The following is an 18,375-nucleotide window of genomic DNA, read 5'->3' as shown; positions in this document are numbered from 1 at the left end:
CGATCCATGGCAGGTGACCACGAGCCACCCGTACGGGAGCGAGACGAGGCGGCGCGGCGCGTGAGGCGCGAGGACGTCGAACGCGAGGAATGGGGTCGTCCGGCGGGCGAGGGCAGGACGCATCGCCCGCCCGCCGAGGGCGCGCGTCCCCGTGGCGGGCAGCGCGGCGGCGTCGAGGAGATGCCCGAGCGCGGGCGGCGTCCGGTCCGGGATTCGGGGCGGGCGAGCGGCGACGAGCGGACCATGCACGGGGAGTTGTCCGATCGGGAGCGGAGGGCGTCCCGGGACGCGGCCGAGCGGCGCGGGCGTCCCGGTCGCGCCGACGGTGTCCGTGCCGATCGGGCACACGCCGACCGGCCGCCGGTCGACCGGGCGCGCGCCGAACAGGCACGGGCCGAGCGAGCCGCCGCCGAACGCGGCCGCGGCAACGGCGCACGGCCGCAGCGGCCCGCCGAACGTCCGATGCGCGGCGACCGGCCGGTCCGCTCCGACAACGGCCGCGGCGGGCGCGTCCCGCCGCGCCCCGCGAAGATCGACTACACCGCGGACCGCGCCATGGGCGCCCCGCGCATGGACAAGGCCGCCCAGCGCGCGAAGGCCAAGGCGGACAGGCGCAAACAGTCCGGCCCGCCGCTGCTCGACGACTCGACGCGGGCGCGGCTGGAGGCGATCAGCCGGGAGGGCTCCGGCCTGCGCGCGGCGTGGGCGACCTTCCGCATCCGTACCGACGACATCCGCCGCCGTAACTACGCCGCGCGCGCCGAGCAGACCATCGAGGACGGATTCGACCGCAGCACAGCCCAACTCACCGACCGCGGCTACGCGGGACCTGGCGGCGGCCGGATGAACGTGGTGGGTCGTCCCGTCGAATACCGCGCGACGACGGCCCAGGTGGCCGGCCTGTGGCCGTGGTCGGTCGGGGCGGGCGCGCCGCTGATCGGCACGCCGCTCGGCTCGCACCTGCACACCGGCGCACCGGTCTGCTTCGACCCGATGAACTGGTTCATGCGTGGCAGCTTCATCACCGCGCCGAGCCTGTTCGTGCTCGGCCTCAACGGTTTCGGCAAGTCCTCGCTGGTGCGCCGGATCGTGCTCGGCGGCATCGCGCAGGGCATCACGCCGCTGGTGCTGGCCGATGTGAAGCCCGACTACCGCAAGCTGGTGGAACTGGTCGGCGGCCAGGTCATCGACCTCGGCTACGGCCACGGCAAGCTGAACCCCTTGGCGGCAGGCGTGCTCGGTTCGGTGGTTCCACAGCTGGAGGAGTTCCCCGCGCTGCAAGTCCAAGTGCTGCAGGACATGCGGGCCAGGCAGGTCACGCTGATCGCGGGTCTGGTCGAGCTGGTGCGTGGCGCGCGGGTGCGCGACTACGAGGAGACGCTCATCTCGACCGCGCTGCGCATCCTCTTCCAGCCGGGCAGCGGCTACACCCCGGACCAGCCGCCGATCATGGAGAACCTACTGGAGGTGATCCAGGCGGGCGGCGAGGAACTCCAGCTCGACGCGGGCGCCGACGATCCCGCCGAATACCAGGTCGCGATCAAGGGCCTGCGCCGTTCGCTGCGCGCGCTCACGCAGGGCCCGTTCGGCGCGGTCTTCAACGGCCAGACCTCGGTGCCGATCGACACCGAGGCGGTCGCCGTCTGCATCGATGTCTCGCACATCCCTACCGGCGACAAGAAGTTGAAAGCCGCTGTGATGCTTGCCTGCTGGGCCGACGGCTTCGCCTCGGTGGAGGCCGCGCACGTGCTGGCCGACGCGGGCCTCGGCCCGCAGCGGTACTTCCAGGTGGTGATGGACGAGCTGTGGCAGGTGCTCGGGCTCGGCGACTTCATGGTCGACCGCGTCGACGAGCTGACCCGTCTGCAGCGCGGCCTGGCCACCGCGCTGATCATGATCAGCCACACCATCAAGGACCTGCAGGCGCTCGGCTCCGAAGCCGCGATCGCCAAGGCGCTCGGCTTCCTGGAACGCGCGCGCGCCAAGATCTTCGGTGCGCTGCCCGCCGAGGAGGTCAAGCGGCTCGACAGCACGGTTCCGTTCACCTCCGCCGAGGAGGACATGGTGACCGGATGGTCGGCGCCGCAAGCGCTCACCGGCGAGGCGCTGAAACCGGGGCAGCAGCGTCCGTCCCCGCCGGGCACGGGTAAATTCCTGCTGAAGATCGGTGAGGACCGGCGTCCCGGTATTCCATTCCACATGGAATTCACGTTGTCGGAGAAGGAAAGCGGGATCCACGACACGAACCAGCGGTTCAGTGAATTCACCGGCGGCCCGGACAACGAATCCACCGCGCGCGGTGGTGAATCCCCGAACGGGAGCGCGGCATGAGATACCGTCCAGGACGCGGAGCAACAAGGATCGGCCGAGCGCCTGGACGGGCGGTGTTGTTCGGCGGAAGGAGTGCCGCATGATGCCGCATCGTGCGTATCGCAGAGTGTCGCCGGAAGTGCGCAAGGCCGCCGTCGAGCAGGTCGTCGCGCTGACCGGCAGACTACGCAGTGAATCCGAGGCGTGCCGGGTGGTCGCCGAACAGATAGGCGTGCATACCAATTCGGTGCGCAATTGGGTGCGCGCCGCGGAAGGCTCCGGCCTGGAACGCATGGACGCGATCGCGCTGCGCCGCAAAGTGGCGCTGCTGCAACAACAATTGGCGGCCGCCGCCGAAATGAACCGCACCCTAGCCGACACACTCAACGAAGCCAGACGCCACACGTGACGATTTCCCCCGAGCCGCATTCGACCATCGGCGCCCCGCCGCCGCCCCGTGTGAGGGCGTGGTGAGCGCCCGCGGCGTCTTGTGGACCGCTCTCGGCGCGGTGGTCGGACTGATCGCCCTGGTACTCGTCGTGGTCCTGCCCGCCGTCGAGGATCCGTGCGAGGACGCCACGGTGCTCGGTCCTTCGCAGACCGCGCTGCCGCCGCTCGGCGGCTACGCCCCTGGCGACCGGCCCGCTGCCGCGGCCTCGGGCGAACCCACTGCCTCCCAGGCGAATCCGAGCGTCACGGGCACCCCCTCGCTGGCCGCGGGCATCGGGCCCATCCGCCGCACCCTGCCGATGGCGGTCGGCACCTTCACGATCTCGGACGTCTTCGGCTCACGCAACGGCGGGCACCGAGGCGTCGACATGGCGGCGAGCGACGGCACCCCGATCTTCTCGGTGGCCGACGGCCGGGTGGTGGCGGCCGGACCGGCCTCGGGCTTCGGCAATTGGATCGTCGTCGACTCGGTCGACGTCAACGGCCGGTCGTATTCGGCTGTCTACGGGCACATGTGGGACCACGGCGTGCTGGTGCGGGTGGGGGAGACGGTGCGCGCGGGCCAGCAGATCGGCGCCGTCGGTTCGGCGGGCGAATCCAGCGGCCCGCACCTGCATCTCGAGATCGTCCCCGGCGGGCGCTTCACCGGCGGCCGTCAGATCGATCCGCTGCCCTGGCTGGACGGCGCGCCGACCCCGGATCTCGGTGGGGCGCAGTGGTACTCGTCCGATCCGCGTTGTCAGCGCGGTTTCGGCAGCGCGGGCGGCGCGCTGGCCGCGGGCAAGGTGCCGCCGGAACTCGAGATCTGGTACCGCCGCGCGGGTTCGCTGTGCCCGCAGATCACCTCGTCCCTGCTGGCCGCGCAGGGCAGGCAGGAGTCCGGATTCCGCAGGGGCGCCACGTCGCCCGCGGGCGCGCAGGGCCTGGCGCAGTTCCTTCCGGGCACCGCGGCCGCCACCAATCCCGACGACGGCAGGCCATACGTCATCGACGCCGACGGCAACGGTGTGGCGAGCGTGTGGGACGACGGCGACGCGATCATCGGGCAGGGCCGCTACATGTGCGCCATCGCCCGCAAGGTCACCCAGTGGGTGTCCGAGGGGCGCGTCCAAGGGGATGTCACCGCGCTGACGCTGGCCGCCTACAACGCGGGCGAGGGCGCGGTGCTCGCCTCCGGCGGCATGCCGAATCAGTATGCGGCGCACTACTCCGAGACCCGGCCGTACGTGGCCAACATCCTCGCGATGGAACCGCAATATCGCGCCCCGGGCTCGACGGGTCGCTTCAGCCCGCAGGAGGGCAGCGGCGGCGCACAGATCCTGGAGGCCGCGCACGACTGGCTCGGCACCCCGTACATCTGGGGCGGCGGCGGGCCGCAGGGCCCCAGCGGCGGCGGCATGGACGGCCCCGGCCTGACCGCGGCCGCGGTGTTCGCGGCCTCCTCGGGAGCGGTGACGTTGCCGCGCACGGCCGAACAGCAGTGGGAGGCAGGCTTCGAGGTGCCGATGAGCAAGGCGCAGCCGGGCGACCTGGTGTTCAGTTCCTTCGGCCCGCGCGGGCCCGCGGAGGTGGGAATCTATGCCGGTGATGGACGCATGATCCAGTCCGTGCCCGGTTCGGACACGCGGTCGGGCGGCGGCGTCAGCGAGGTCGCGGTGCCCGGCGACGCACGGCTGCGGAGGGTACTGTGAGCGAACACGCGCAGGCGCGAGTTCTGATCGGACCACCACCGTGTCGGTCCGGGCGGTTAGCCTTGAAAGACAGAGCAACTGCACGCGCGAAACTGGTGGTGATGCTGGTGATGAGCGTGGCGATGACGATCGCGGCCTGCGGGCGCGACGATACCGGCGAATCGGGTTCCGGTGCGCCGCAGCCCGCCACGTCGACCACCAGGCTGCTCGAACAGGTCCCCGCCCCCGATCCGGTGACGCCGGACGGCGTCGCGGTGACGGCGCTGCGGGAGATCTACACCTGGCGACCCGCGGGCGAGGGACCGGGCGACTCCCTGGTCCGGGCCCGGAAGTGGCTCGGCCCCAGCCTGATCCGGATGCTGGAAGGCTCGCCGTCGATCACCGAGACACCCAAGCCCTCATTGCAGTGGGCGGACTGGGCCAAGGCGAACGCCACCGTCGAGGCGTTCACCTTCGCCTCGGGCGACCGGCCGCCACCCGGTCCGGATCCGGACGTCGCACAATTCAAGATCGGCATCGAACAGACCGTCGTCTACCCGAACGGGCGCAAGGAACCGCTGCCGCCCGCGACGGTGATCGCCACCGTGGTGCGCACGCCCGACGGCTGGCGGCTCGACGCGTTCCGCTGACCGCACGCTTTCCACCGCACGGCGATTCGAGGAGGCAGACATGGCAAAAAAGAAGAAGGTGACGGATCCGGCGATACCCGGACCCGATCTCGGCCTGATATCGGTCTACGCCGGTGCCGTGGTGATCGGAACGCTCTTGGTGGCTCTGCATCTCGGCAATCAGATGGCGGCCGAGCCGCAGGATCTGCCGGTGAATCCGATCGAGATCGTCGCCGGGATAGCGCGCGGAAAGTACACCTGGCCGACCGGCGCCACGGTGATCCTGCTGCTCGTGGTGCTGTGCGCCGTCGCCTACCTGGTGGTGCGCCAGCAGACGACCAAGCGCAAGTCCAAAGGCGCGCTGCCGGTGGACGAGAAGGCCCAGCACATGGGATCGGGCGGCGCGATCCGCGCGCTCACCGAGGCAGGCGTGCGGGAGAAGGCCGAACAGCTCGGGATGAACCTCGGCTACGACGACGCGCCGGGCGTGCCGATCGGCGTCGGCGTCGCCGACGGCGCCATGCTGTACGGCTCCTACGAGGATCTGCACCTGGACATCTGGGGTCCGCGCCAGGGCAAGTCGACCTCACGGGTGATCCCGGCGATCCTGTCCGCGATCGGCCCGGTGCTCTCCACCTCGAACAAGCGCGACGTCGTCGACGCGACCCGCGACGTGCGAGAGTCCAAGGGCAGCCCCACGTTCGTGTTCGATCCGCAGGGCGTGGCCGACGAGAGCCCGAGCTGGTACTGGAATCCGCTGGATTGGGTCGACGCCGGGCACGAGGGCTGCGAGATGCGCGCGCAGCGGCTGGCCGGGCACTTCGCCGACGCCGACAACGGCACCGAGTCCAAGTCCGACGAGTTCTTCGACCCCGAGGCCGAGGATCTGCTCGCCGCGCTGTTCCTCGCCGCGGCGGTCGGCCAGCGGCCGATCGTGCAGGTCTGGGACTGGGTCACCAACCCGGTCGACACCGAGCCGATCGAGCTGCTGCGCAACGCTCGCCACCACTACATGGCATCGGGCCTCGCGATGCAGTACAACGCCGACCCCCGCACCCGAAGCGGCATCTTCGGCACCGCCAAGAAGATGGTGCGCTGCCTGCAGCTGTCGAACGTGCACGACTGGATCCTGCCCGGCGCCGACCCGGGCAGCGGCCAGCCACGCAGGCAGTTCGACGAACTCGAGTTCATCGAGCGCAACGGCACGCTGTACTGCCTGTCGCTCGAGGGCCGCGGCTCGGCCGCACCGCTGGTGAGTGCGCTGACCGAGGCCGTCATCGACGTGGCCATGCGCAAGGCGTCCCGTTCGCGCGGCGGCCGCCTGCCCATCCCGCTGCTCGCCGTCCTCGACGAGGCAGCCAACGTGGTGCGCTGGAAGGATCTGCCCAAGCAGTACAGCCACTTCGGTTCGCGCGGCATCGTCGTGATGACGGTGCTGCAGTCCTGGGCCCAAGGCGCGCGCTGCTGGGGCGACGCGGGCATGCTCGCGCTGTGGTCGGCGGCCAACATCAAGGTACTCGGCAGCGGCGTGGATGACATGAACTTCCTGCGCGACCGCTCCGAGGCGATCGGCGATTACGATTCGATCTCGGGTTCGGTCTCGGAATCCAAAGGCAGCAAGAGTTATTCGCGATCGCTGGGTTCGTCGAGGACGTTCAACGTCAACGCGCTCGCCACGCTGCCGCGCGGCCGCGCGATCGTGTTCACCTCGGGTCAGCCCGCGGTGCTGATCCGCACGGTCCCCTGGTGGGAGGGCGAGTACGCTTCGGACGTGAAGAAGTCGATCGCGCAGCACGATCCGCAACGCAAGACCCAGATCACCGACCTGATCGGCTCGCCCTCGCTGACCAAGGTCACTCCGCCACCCGAGTCCGGGCAAGTCGAGGAGGTTCGGCCTCTGTGAGCGAGCGAACCATGAGCACAGTACCGCTCGGCGCGACGGAGCCGAGCGCCAGCGAGGTGGAGGCGTGAGTGAGCGGAGCGAGCGAACCATGAGCACAGTACCGCTCGGCACGACGGAGCCGAGCGCCAGCGAGGTGGAGGCGTGAGTGAGCGGAGCGAGCGAACCATGAGCACAGCACCGCTCGGCACGACGGAGCCGAGCGCCAGCGAGGTGGAGGCGTGAGTGAGCGGAGCGAGCGAACCATGAGCACAGCACCGCTCGGCACGACGGAGCCGAGCGCCAGCGAGGTGGAGTCGTGACCGAACAGCAGCAGCAGATGATCTACACCAATGTCGTCGAATTCGTCGAGAACTACTTGAGTCTGGTGTATCGGCGGCAGGTGACCGACATCAGTGAGACGGTGTGGTGCCCCGAGTGGTGGAAGCACGCCGAGGCGGTCGCGCGACTCGACGCGCTGTGGCGTGCCTGGGAGCACTACCGGCTGGAACCGAGCACCGGGCTGAGCATCTGGTTCCTCGACCACGCCGATCCGCACATGACCAAGCTGTTCGACCCGCGCGGGCCGTTCAAGTACTGCAGTGTGCGCAACGGGCACAAGGACATGCTGAGCCCGCTGCCGTTGAAGTCTCCCGCGCAGGGGATGTTCGGCGATCCGACGGTCGGCGATTTCCGGGTGTAGCGGACATCAGAACGCCCGCTGAATTCAGCGGGCGCTCTTGGTGTTTCAGGTTTTCCGCGCGGTCACTGCCTGGCGCGTTCGAGGCCGCGGGCCTCGGGCTCCCTGCCGCGGGACGCGACGGAGCGGTTCTCTTCGAGGCGGGCTCGGACGGCCTCTTCCGGCGGCTGCCCCTGGCCTACTTCGATGAGCATGCGGACCGCCGCCAATTCCGGTGCGACGCCGATCCGCGAGAGATGGGCCGCGATCGCCATCCGCCGTTCGGCCGAATCGTACCGAACGACCGGTTGTTTCGCGGCGGACGCGGTGGCCGCCATGCGGGTGGCTTCGGCTTGCGCGGAGAAACGATCCTTCTCCAGTGAAATGCCTTTGGCCGGAGCCGCTTTCTCCACCATGCGCGCGAGCTCGAGGTTGCGCGGATCCTTGGCCTTGGAGTCGCGAGCCTCCCGAATCTGGAGCTCGCGAGCCTCTTTCATGCGGGCCTCGGTGATCTTGGCGCGCGCCTCGGCTTCCTTCTGACCACGCTCACGGGTGCGCAGTGCGACCAGGGTCGCCAGCTGCAACATACTCTTTATCATGGCCGCGGTTTCCCGGCCGATGTCGTCCAGTTCCTCGGACATGGCTGCTCCCCGATGCTGCAGTGATCACTATGGATGATTGTGGTGCTTCGTCACGGACACCGCCACGCGAACTGTAGTTCGTCGGCCGGCGCCCCGCCTGCAAACGTGCACACCAGGAGGTCTCGTTTCGTCGCGTTCCCTCGTGGCTGGGGATCGCCCGTTAGGGATGGCTACGCTACGCGAACTCCATGTTTCGAGATTACCCGAGAAACGCGTGGCACAACCGTACGGACGTGCCGGTAACAGCATATATCGCACAATTACGACACGCACCGAGAAGCGCCGGACGATCTTCGGCACATGCGCTGCGGCGTCGGATATTTAGGCTCGCCTACCCTGAGTTGCCGTAGTCCATAGACTTCGGGCCCGGTCGCCGATCGCGGCGCCGGGCCCGAAGAAGTTGCCGGGGATTCAGTCCAGGCGAACCGACTGGATGGTCACCGGCGAGGTCGGCTTGCCGTCGCCGGGGCCGTTGGAATTGTCCTGTCCGGCCTGCGCGATCTTGTCCAGGGTGGCCATGCTGTTCTCGTCCACCGTGCCGAAAATGGTGTACTGCGGCGGCAGTTGCGAGTCGCCGTAGACGACGAAGAACTGGCTGCCGTTGGTGCCCGGGCCTGCGTTGGCCATGGCGAGCGTGCCGCGCTTGTAGTCGATCGGCATCTGCGAGGCGGGGTCGCCCTGCGCGTACTGATCGGTCGGGTACTCGTTGTCGAATTCGTAACCGGGACCGCCCATTCCGGTGGCGGTCGGGTCACCGCACTGGAGCACCTTCAGCGTCTCGTCCGCGGTCATGCGGTGGCAGTCGGTGCCGTCGAAGTAGCCCTGGCTGGCCAGGCTCACGAAGCTGTTGACGGTGCAGGGCGATTCGGCGTTGTTCAGCGTCAGGCCGATCGGACCCTGGTTGGTGTCCACGCTCATGCTGACCTGGGCGTCGCCGCCGGTGGTCGGAATGCCGTCGGTCTTGGACGGCTTCTGCACCGGCTTGTCCGCGGGCTTGGCCCCGTCCCGGTAGGTGCAGTTGACCAGCTCGGGCTTCGCCTTCGCGGCGGGCGGCGCGGCGGAGAGCGACGCGTCCTTGGTCTCCGAGGCTGTGTTCTGGTTGTCCTCGCCCTTGGTCAGGAAGTAGACGCCGGTCACAGCCGCGATCGCGACGACCACACCGAGCACGGATCCCGCGATGGTCAGTTGCTTGCGTCGGCGCGCGCGTTCGGCCCGGTTGGCCAATTGGCGCTCGAGCTTGCGTTTGGCCGCTGCTCGTCGCTGTTCGTTGCTCGGCACTACCACGTTCCTCCCGTGTCGGCTTGCTTCCGAGGTAAGAGTGTGCCATCTCTTCCTGAGACCGCCCCGCAGTTCCTCGGACGGGTCGAAGGCTAACCGGTTGGACTTGACGGCCGGTAGTGGTGGAAACTGGACCATCGTGACCAAGACCAGCAGCTTCTCCGCCCCGAGGGGGGTACCGGACTACGTGCCACCCGGCTCCGCCGAGTTCGTCGCCGTGCGCGACGGCCTCGTCCATGCGGCCCGACTGGCCGGGTACGGGCACATCGAGCTGCCGGTGTTCGAGCAGACCCTGCTGTTCGCGCGCGGCGTCGGCGAGTCCACCGACGTGGTCAGCAAGGAGATGTGGACCTTCGCCGACCGCAACGGCGAGAGCTTCACCCTGCGCCCCGAGGGCACGGCGGGCGTGATGCGCGCCGTCATCCAGCACGGCCTGGACAAGAGCGGCCAGCTGCCGCTGAAGCTGTGCTACGCGGGGCCGTTCTTCCGCTACGAGCGCCCGCAGGCCGGTCGCTACCGGCAGTTGCAGCAGGTCGGCGTCGAGGCCATCGGCGTGGACGATCCGGCGCTGGACGCCGAGGTCATCGCCATCGCCGACGCGGGCTACCGCAGCCTCGGGCTGGACGGTTTCCGGCTGGAGATCACCTCGCTCGGCGACGAGACCTGCCGTCCGCAGTATCGGGAGCTGTTGCAGGACTTCCTGTTCGGCCTGCCGCTGGACGAGGAGACCAAGCGCAGGGCGCAGATCAATCCGCTGCGCGTGCTCGACGACAAGCGTCCCGAGGTGCGTGAGCTGACCGCCGAAGCCCCGCTGATGATCGACCACCTCTCCGAGTCCGCGAAGACGCACTTCGAGCAGGTGCTCGGTCACCTCGACGCGCTCGGGGTGCCGTACGTGCTGAACCCGCGGATGGTGCGCGGTCTGGACTACTACACCAAGACCACCTTCGAGTTCGTGCACGACCAGCTGGGCGCGCAGTCCGGCATCGGCGGCGGTGGCCGCTACGACGGCCTGATGGCCGAGCTGGGCGGTCAGCCGCTGTCCGGTATCGGGTTCGGTCTCGGTGTCGACCGCACCGTGCTCGCGCTGCAGGCCGAGGGCAAGACGGCCGCCGTGCCGTCCCGCTGCGACGTGTTCGGGGTGCCGCTGGGCGACGCGGCCAAGCAGCGCCTCGTCGTGCTGGCGGCGCAGCTGCGCGGCGCGGGCATCCGCGTCGACCTCGCCTACGGCGGGCGCGGCGTGAAGGGCGCGATGAAAGCGGCCGACCGCTCGGGCGCGAAGTTCACCGTGGTGCTCGGCGACCGCGACCTGGCCGAGAACAGCATCGCCGTGAAGGACATGGCGACCGGCGACCAGCGGCACGTGCCGCTCAGCGAGGTCGTCGGCGTCCTGCGTGAGGCGCTGATCGCCGGGCGCTGACCCACCGGCGGGGTGGGGTGCGGGGCGACATTCCGTGCCCACCCGACGCCGCGCCCCTCGGGGTCGCGCGCGGTACCGTGACTGCGCACCGCCGCTGCGGTGACCCTGCGGAGAGGTGGAGAGTGGACGCGAATCCTGGTCAGCCGGAATCGGTTCCGCCGGTCGGACTCGATCTCGTCGCCCCCGAGATGTACGCGCCGATGCTGCGGCGGCTGGCGCTGGCGGCGGCCGGCGTCGGGATCGGCGCGGCGCTGCTCTCGGCGACCGTCGTCGATTGGCCGATCGCGATCGCCATCGGTCTCGTCGTCGGGCTGCCCACCGTCGGCTACGCCGTGGCGCTGCGGCGGCGCCGCATGTGGGTGACGGGTACCACGATCCACGCCCGCCGGGTATTCGGCGAACGCAGGCTCGAGGTCGCGGCGGCCACCGGCGTGGAGATCCTGGTCTTCCCGGCGCGGCTGAGCCGCATCGTGCTGCGCGTCACCGCAGGCCCGGACGTCCAGCTCATCCCGCTCGCCATGTACACCGACGTGGGCAGCGGGCGTGAGCTGCACCTGCTCGGGCTGCGCAAGCTCGCCGACGCCCTCGCGGCGAGCCACCTGGCCGCGGCGGTCGCGGTCTCGGCGCTCTTGGTGCACCAGCTCCGCGCGGAGGCCCGCGACGCGGGCTTGGAGGAACGCCCCCTCTATCGCGCCGTCCAGCTGGCCCGCGCCAAGGACTACGTTTCCCCTGTCGTCCTCACCGACCGCGAAGTCGCCGAACTCGGCTGACCCGCGTTCCCACACCTCCCGCACACGCCCCACACAGGCCTCGTCTGTGTGGGGCGTACATGCGGCGTGTGGGGACGTGAGGCGTTGCTCACGGGTGGGTTCGGGCCGTGGTGAGCCTGAGTAGGGTTGGGCCTGAGTGTCCGTCCAACGCAAGGAGTTCCCGTGAGCACCGCCGCTCGGAACGCGCCCGTGACCGTTGCCGTGACCGGTGGAGCCGGGCAGATCGCCTACGGCCTGCTGTTCCGTATCGCGTCCGGCGCGATGCTCGGACCGGAGACGCCGGTGCGGCTGCGGCTGCTCGAGATTCCCGCCGCGGTCGCCTCGCTGGAAGGCGTGGCGATGGAGCTCGAGGACGGCGCGTTCCCGCTGCTGGAGTCCATCGACATCAGCGACGATCCGTGGGTCGGTTTCGACGGCGCCAACGTCGCGCTGCTGGTCGGCGCGCGCCCGCGCACGGCGGGCATGGAGCGGTCCGATCTGCTCGCCGCCAACGGCCCGATCTTCACCGAACAGGGCCAGGCCATCAACGCCAGCGCCGCCGACGACGTGAAGGTGCTCGTGGTGGGCAACCCGGCCAACACCAACGCCTTCATCGCCATGAGCAACGCCCCCGACGTGCCCGCCGAGCGCTTCACCGCGATGACCCGCCTCGACCACAACCGCGCCATCGCCCAGCTGGCCAAGAAGACCGGCGCGCCCGCCGCCGACATCGCCCGCGTCACGATCTGGGGCAACCACTCGGCCACCCAGTACCCCGATATCACGCACGCCACCGTCGCGGGCCGCCCCGCCCTCGACCTCGTCGACGACGCCTGGCTGCGCGAGAACTTCGTCCCCACCGTGCAGCAGCGCGGCACCGCGATCATCCAGGCCCGCGGCGCGTCCTCGGCCGCCAGCGCGGCCAGCGCCGCCATCGATCACATCCACGACTGGGTGCTCGGCACCCCCGCGGGCGACTGGACCTCCATGGCGGTCCCGTCCGACGGCTCCTACGGTGTCCCGGAGGGGCTCATCAGCTCGTTCCCGGTCACCTGCGCCGACGGCGCCTACACGATCGTCCCCGACCTCGCCCTGGACGACTTCTCCCGCACCCGCGTCACCGCGAGCGTCGGCGAACTCGAACAGGAACGTGACGCCGTCGTCGACCTGGGCTTCGCCAAGCGAGTCTGAGCAGAATCGTCTGACGGCTCCGGGTGCGGACGCCGACGCTCATTCGCCGAACAGCGCCAGCGATGCGGTGAATCCGTGCAGCGCGTTGCGGCCCGCGATGGGGCCGATCTCGCCCGCGGCGAAGAAGCCCGCGAGCGGGATGTCGCCGAGCACGTCGCTGATGGCGGCGGTGTCGTGATCCGCGATCTTGAACATCCGCCTACCGCGTCCGTTGCAGGTGAACAGCAGCGCCCCCGCGGGGCGGCCGGGGAGCTCCGCGCGCGCCTGTGCGAGTGCGGCGCGCAGATCTTTGTCGGCCTCGATCGCATCGCGGACCTGGAACTGCACGGTCGTGCCGATCTCGACTTCTTCGCCGATTTCGATCGCGCCGCTCGCCGGATCGGCGCCGAGCAGCCCGCGGATCAGGAAATCACCCTGTCCAGGGGTGGCCAGGTGCTCGTCGACGACGATGCCGATCTGCACGCCGTGCGCCACCAACTCCTGCTGATCGGGTGGCAGCGCTTCGACGATCTCGCGCAACCGATCGATCGGCGACCGCCCGCCGAGCTCGGTGATCAACGCGCCACGCGCGGCGGTGACGATGTACGGCTGTCCGATCGGGCGGCAGCCTTGCGACACGACCGGCACACTGCGCAGTCCGGGGAGCCGCACGCCGACCGCGCCCGAGGCCAGTACCTCGTGGTCGCGGAACAGCCGGCTCTCGCCGGGCCCCGCGGCGCCGCTCGCCAGCCCGCCCATCACGATGATGCCTGGCAGGTCGGTGTTCAGGTGCTCGAGCAGCGCTTCGGTCGGGAACGTGTACGGGTCGGTCAGCAACAGATGGAAGTCGTGCTCGGCCCGGTCGAAGCGGTGACCGGCGAGCAGCCCGCCGGAGGCCGTGCGGACGAAGTCCAAGTGGAACGTCTCGGCGGGTGCACCGGTGGCCAGCCACACCGCCGTCGCGGGTTCGTCCTCGAGTTCGCGCCGTCCGGCCACGACCGCGTTCGCCACGCATCCGACGAGCGCGGGCACCCGGACCGACCGATGGACACCCTCCAGCACGGCCGGAGCCGCATCCGAGTGTGCTCGCGATGCGAGGAGCACCGCGATCGAGGGTGACGCACCCGCGAGCTGATCGCGCGCATGCAGGGCCGCTTCCGCGCCGGCGTCCCGCGCGTCAGGCGCGGTGGAGAGTCCGACCGCGATCCGCACACATCCATCGTAGGGCGCGACACGTCACACGGCTGCCGCACGCCTCGCAGAGGATACCGGCGCTGCGACGCGTACGGAGACGCTGCGCGGTCAGCCGACGGTCCAGGTCTCGGGGCCGGTGAGGAGAGTTTGGAGGGAGTCGGGGGCGAGGGGGTTGCGGTCCGCGGCGGCGCTGTGCTGGGCGCGGACGGCGTCGTCGTAGGTGGGACGGGTGACGCTGCGGAAGATGCCGGTCACCACGTGGCCCAGGTCCTGGTCGGACAGACGCGAGAGGGCGTAGGCGTATTCAGGGTCGTCGGAGTAGGCGTCGTGGACGACGATGTCGGCCTCCGCGACCTCGGCGGTGCGGGCCACGCGCAGGCCGAAACCGCTTTGCACGACGGCGTATTCACCGTCGGCGCCGAAGCGCAGCGGCTGTCCGTGGTGCAGCGGGATGAGCCGCGATTCGGCGTCGCCGCGGCGCAGCACGTCGAAGGAGCCGTCGTTGAAGATCGGGCAGTCCTGCAGGATCTCGACGAAGGACGTGCCGCGGTGTTCGGCGGCGGCGCGCAGCACCTCGGTGAGCCCGGCTCGGTCGGAGTCGATGGCGCGGGCGGCGAAGCTGGCCTCGGCGCCCAGCGCCAGCGAGAGCGTGTTGAACGGGTGGTCGACCGAGCCCATGGGGGTGGACTTGGTGATCTTGCCCTGCTCCGAGGTCGGTGAGTACTGGCCCTTGGTCAGCCCGTAGATGCGGTTGTTGAACAGCAGGATGGTCATGTTCACGTTGCGGCGCAACGCGTGGATCAGATGGTTGCCGCCGATGGACAGCGCGTCACCGTCGCCGGTGACCACCCAGACCGACAGATCGGGACGCGTCACCGCCAAGCCGGTGGCGATGGCGGGCGCGCGGCCGTGGATGGAGTGGATGCCGTAGGCCTCCAGGTAGTACGGGAACCGGCTGGAGCAGCCGATCCCGGACACGAACATCAGGTTCTCCCTGCGCAATCCGAGTTCGGCCAGGAACCCGCGCACGGTGGCCAGGATGACGTAGTCGCCGCAGCCGGGGCACCAGCGCACCTCCTGATCGGAGGTGAAGTCCTTGACCTTCTGCGGTCCGTCCGCGGCGGGCACCCCGGATACGCCGGTGAGCCCGAGATCGGTTCCGACGAGTGAGGTTTCGACGATGGTCATCGGTTGCCCCCGATCCGCTCGGCCGCGGCCGGGCGCCGTGTGTCCTGCGTTCGATAGGTGGCCCGCGCGCGGGCGGCGAACGACTTGTCCTGCTCCATGTCCTCCAGGGAGCCGTCCAGCGCGGCGTCGATGACGCCGACGAGTTCCTGCGCCGAGAAGGCGGTGCCCGCGATCTTCGTCCACGGCTGCACGTCCACCAGGTACTTCGCGCGCAGCAGCATGGCCAGCTGACCGCCGTTCATCTCCGGCGCGACTACCGTCCGATAGCGGCGCAGCACCGCACCGAGGTTGGGCGGCAACGGATTCAGGTGCCGCAGGTGCGCCTGGGCGACGGGGACGCCGCGGCGGCGGGCGCGGCGGCAGGCCTCGCCGATCGGCCCGAAGGAACTGCCCCAGCCGATCAGCAGCAGCTCGGCGCGCTCGTCGGGGTCGTCGACCTCGAGCCGGGGGACGGCGATGCCGTCGATCTTGGCCTGCCGCAGCCGGACCATCAGCTCGTGATTGGCGGGGTCGTAGGAGATGTTGCCGCTGCCGTCGGCCTTCTCCAGGCCGCCGATCCGGTGCGCGCGGCCCTTGGTGCCCGGCACCGCCAACGGGCGGGCCAGGGTTTCCGGATCGCGGGCGTAGGGCTGGAATCCGGCCTCGTCATCGGCGTCCGGCTCGAACGCGGGGTCGATGGGCGCCAGGTCGGCGACGTTCGGAATCGACCACGGCTCCGAGCCGTTCGCGATGGCGCCGTCGGACAGCAACAGCACGGGCGTGCGATAGGTGAGCGCGATCCTGGCCGCCTCCACGGCGGTGGCGAAGCAGTCGGCGGGGGAGCGGGGCGCGAGCACCGCCACCGGGGACTCGCCGTTGCGGCCGTGCAGCGCCTGCAACAGATCCGCCTGCTCGGTCTTGGTGGGCAGGCCGGTGGAGGGACCGCCGCGCTGCACGTCGACGATCACCAGCGGCAGTTCGGTCATCACCGCCAACCCGATCGTCTCGCTCTTCAGCGCGAGGCCCGGGCCCGAGGTGCTGGTGACGCCGAGCGCGCCGCCCAGCGAGGCGCCGAGCGCCGCGCCGATGCCCGCGATCTCGTCCTCGGCCTGGAAGGTGGTGACGCCGAAGTGCTTGTGCTTGCTCAGCTCGTGCAGGATGTCGGAGGCCGGCGTGATCGGGTAGGTGCCGAGGAAGACCGGCAGCCCGGCCAGATGTCCCGCCGTGACGAGCCCGTAGGCCAGCGCGGTGTTGCCGGTGATCTGGCGGTAGGTGCCCGGCGCCAGCGTGGCGGGCGCGATCTCGTAGGTGGTGGCGAAGGCCTCGGTGGTCTCGCCGTAGTTCCAGCCCGCGCGGAAGGCGAGCACGTTGGCCTCGGCGATGTCCGGTTTACCGGCGAACTTCTCACGGAGGAAGCGTTCGGTGCCGCCGATCGGCCTGCCGTACATCCAGGACAGCAGGCCGAGCGCGAACATGTTCTTCGCGCGCTGGCCGTCCTTCTTGCCGACCTCGGCGGGTTCGGTGGCGGCGAGCGTCAGCGAGGTCATCGGCACCTCGTGCACCACGAAGTCGGTGAGCGAACCGTCCTGCAGCGGATCGGTGGCGTAGCCGACCTTGGCCATGGCGCGCTTGGTGAACTCGTCGGTGTTCACGATGAGGGTGGCCCCGCGCGGGAGATCCTCGAGGTTCGCCTTGAGCGCCGCCGGATTCATCGCCACCAGCACGTCGGGCTGGTCGCCCGCGGTGAGGATGTCGTAGTCGGCGATCTGGATCTGGAAGGACGAGACGCCAGGGAGCGTGCCCTGCGGCGCGCGGATCTCGGCGGGAAAATTGGGCTGGGTCGCCAGGTCGTTGCCGAACGCGGCCGCTTCGTGGGTGAAGCGGTCGCCGGTCAGCTGCATTCCGTCGCCGGAGTCCCCGGCGAACCGAATGACGACCTTTTCCAATTTGGCTGTGCCGACATCGTTTTGGTGCGAAACCATGTGCCTGCTTCACTTCCTCGTCGAGGTGAGAGGTGCCAGTGGCCAACCTACTCCGCCTGGACCGGGTATCGCCGCCGAAGCGCGCAGTCCGCTCCCGATTGGTTTCCGGAGGTCGGGTGGCGCCCGGTCAGGCGAACAGCGCGAGTTGGGTGTCCACGGCGCCCTCCGGCTCCGGCTCCCGCGCGGGTGCGGCGGTGGTCTTTCCGTCCCTGGTCAGGCCGTGCCGCTCCAGCAGCGGCGTGATCCGCTCGCGCAGCCACGCCGCGTACTCCGGCGCGACGTAGGCGCCGCGGCCGTACAGCTGGCGGTAGCGGCGCAGCAGGGCTGGGTGCGTTTCGGCCAGCCACTCGAGGAACCAGCCGCGGGTGCTGCCGCGCAGATGCATCGGGAAGGCGACGGCCGAGGTCGCGCCCGCCGCCGCGATCGCGCCGAACAACTCGTCGAGGTGCGCGCGGCCGTCGGTCAGGTAGGGGATCACCGGCGCCACCAGGACGTGCACCGGGAAGCCCGCGTCGGTCAGCGCGCGGACCATGTCGAGCCGGGCGCGCGGCGACGGCGTTCCGGATTCCAGGCCGCGGTGCAGTTCCGGGTCCAGGATGGCGATGGAGACGGCCAGGCTCACCGGCACCTCGCGGGCGGCCAGCGTCAGCAGCGGCAGATCCCGGCGCAGCAACGTGCCTTTGGTGAGTATGGAGAACGGGGTGCCGGAATCGGTCAGCGCGCGAATGATGCCCGGCATCAACCGGTATCGGCCCTCGGCGCGCTGATACGGGTCGGTGTTGGTGCCGAGCGCGACCGGGTCCCGCTGCCAGGACCGCCTGCCGAGCTCTTTGCGCAGCACGGCGGCGATATTGGTCTTCACCACGATCTGCGCGTCGAAATCGCGGCCCGCGTCCAGGTCCAGATATTCGTGGGTGGGGCGGGCGAAGCAGTAGCGGCAGGCGTGCGAGCACCCGCGCATCGGGTTGATCGTCCACTGGAAGGGCAGTGTCGAACTCTCGGGCATCTTGTTCAGCGCGCTCTTGCAGAGCACTTCGTGGAATGTGATGCCCTCGAATTCCGGGGTCTGCACGGTGCGAACGAACCCCGCCCGGCTCAAGCCGGGCAGTGCGCCGTCGTCGGCGTCCAGGGTCTGGTTCTGCCACCGCACCCACTCA

15 protein-coding genes are annotated in these 18,375 nt (G+C 70.0%); 9 read left to right on the top strand and 6 right to left on the bottom strand.

Annotated elements, in window-relative coordinates; all coding sequences use genetic code 11:
• Positions 1 to 6 precede the first annotated feature (6 nt).
• The 6 genes from ACRWNM_RS33360 (at position 7) to ACRWNM_RS33335 (ending at position 7,641) form a co-directional block, all read left to right on the top strand.
• A complete protein-coding gene (locus ACRWNM_RS33360) occupies positions 7 to 2,331 on the top strand; it encodes a hypothetical protein (RefSeq protein WP_431972148.1) in 2,325 nt (774 codons plus the stop codon).
• A 79-nt stretch (positions 2,332 to 2,410) separates the two neighbouring features.
• Entirely contained in the window at positions 2,411 to 2,719 is a 309-nt protein-coding gene (locus tag ACRWNM_RS33355) for a transposase (RefSeq protein ID WP_431972147.1), read from the top strand.
• A gap of 61 nt (positions 2,720 to 2,780) precedes the next feature.
• A complete protein-coding gene (locus ACRWNM_RS33350; RefSeq protein ID WP_431972146.1) occupies positions 2,781 to 4,451 on the top strand; it encodes a peptidoglycan DD-metalloendopeptidase family protein in 1,671 nt (556 codons plus the stop codon).
• 101 nt (positions 4,452 to 4,552) lie between these two features.
• Positions 4,553 to 5,080, top strand: a complete 528-nt coding sequence (locus tag ACRWNM_RS33345; protein ID WP_431972145.1) for a hypothetical protein — start codon at positions 4,553 to 4,555, stop codon at positions 5,078 to 5,080.
• Between the two features lie 40 nt (positions 5,081 to 5,120).
• Positions 5,121 to 6,962, top strand: coding sequence for a type IV secretory system conjugative DNA transfer family protein (locus ACRWNM_RS33340; RefSeq protein ID WP_431972144.1), 1,842 nt, complete (start codon positions 5,121 to 5,123; stop codon positions 6,960 to 6,962).
• 295 nt (positions 6,963 to 7,257) lie between these two features.
• Entirely contained in the window at positions 7,258 to 7,641 is a 384-nt protein-coding gene (locus tag ACRWNM_RS33335; protein ID WP_245668691.1) for a DUF4913 domain-containing protein, read from the top strand.
• A gap of 62 nt (positions 7,642 to 7,703) precedes the next feature.
• Here ACRWNM_RS33335 and ACRWNM_RS33330 read toward each other — a convergent pair whose 3' ends face one another.
• Complete coding sequence (locus tag ACRWNM_RS33330; protein ID WP_431972143.1) at positions 7,704 to 8,258, bottom strand: hypothetical protein; 555 nt, start codon at positions 8,256 to 8,258, stop codon at positions 7,704 to 7,706.
• 411 nt (positions 8,259 to 8,669) lie between these two features.
• Positions 8,670 to 9,536, bottom strand: coding sequence for a peptidylprolyl isomerase (locus ACRWNM_RS33325; protein ID WP_431972142.1), 867 nt, complete (start codon positions 9,534 to 9,536; stop codon positions 8,670 to 8,672).
• Positions 9,537 to 9,675: 139 nt separating this feature from the next.
• Between ACRWNM_RS33325 and hisS the strand changes: the two genes are divergently transcribed.
• From hisS to ACRWNM_RS33310, 3 genes are all read left to right on the top strand, one after another.
• Positions 9,676 to 10,956: a histidine--tRNA ligase gene (hisS, locus tag ACRWNM_RS33320; RefSeq protein ID WP_431972141.1), complete on the top strand. Its 1,281-nt coding sequence runs from the start codon at positions 9,676 to 9,678 to the stop codon at positions 10,954 to 10,956.
• Positions 10,957 to 11,078: 122 nt separating this feature from the next.
• Positions 11,079 to 11,726 (top strand): hypothetical protein, encoded by a 648-nt coding sequence (locus tag ACRWNM_RS33315; protein ID WP_431972140.1) that lies wholly within the window; start codon positions 11,079 to 11,081, stop codon positions 11,724 to 11,726.
• A gap of 162 nt (positions 11,727 to 11,888) precedes the next feature.
• Complete coding sequence (locus tag ACRWNM_RS33310; RefSeq protein WP_431972139.1) at positions 11,889 to 12,896, top strand: malate dehydrogenase; 1,008 nt, start codon at positions 11,889 to 11,891, stop codon at positions 12,894 to 12,896.
• Positions 12,897 to 12,935: 39 nt separating this feature from the next.
• On the opposite strand, the gene ACRWNM_RS33305 is transcribed toward ACRWNM_RS33310, so the two are convergent.
• The 4 genes from ACRWNM_RS33305 to ACRWNM_RS33290 form a co-directional block, all read right to left on the bottom strand.
• On the bottom strand, positions 12,936 to 14,087 hold the full coding sequence (locus tag ACRWNM_RS33305) for an FIST signal transduction protein (RefSeq protein ID WP_431972138.1): 1,152 nt from the start codon (positions 14,085 to 14,087) through the stop codon (positions 12,936 to 12,938).
• Positions 14,088 to 14,177: 90 nt separating this feature from the next.
• Positions 14,178 to 15,257: a 2-oxoacid:ferredoxin oxidoreductase subunit beta gene (locus ACRWNM_RS33300; RefSeq protein WP_431972137.1), complete on the bottom strand. Its 1,080-nt coding sequence runs from the start codon at positions 15,255 to 15,257 to the stop codon at positions 14,178 to 14,180.
• The gene (locus tag ACRWNM_RS33295) at positions 15,254 to 17,218 is read right to left on the bottom strand and encodes a 2-oxoacid:acceptor oxidoreductase subunit alpha (RefSeq protein ID WP_431972136.1); all 1,965 of its coding nucleotides are present in this window, start codon (positions 17,216 to 17,218) and stop codon (positions 15,254 to 15,256) included. Before ACRWNM_RS33295 ends, ACRWNM_RS33300 begins: the two co-directional genes overlap by 4 nt.
• Before the next feature lie 127 nt (positions 17,219 to 17,345).
• Positions 17,346 to 18,368, bottom strand: a complete 1,023-nt coding sequence (locus ACRWNM_RS33290) for an Rv2578c family radical SAM protein (RefSeq protein WP_431972135.1) — start codon at positions 18,366 to 18,368, stop codon at positions 17,346 to 17,348.
• Positions 18,369 to 18,375 lie beyond the last annotated feature (7 nt).

The sequence above is a fragment of the Nocardia sp. bgisy134 genome, from assembly GCF_965341865.1.
GTDB lineage: Bacteria > Actinomycetota > Actinomycetes > Mycobacteriales > Mycobacteriaceae > Nocardia.
Note: the sequence above shows the minus strand (reverse complement) of the source record. Positions and strands in the feature narration are given on the sequence as shown.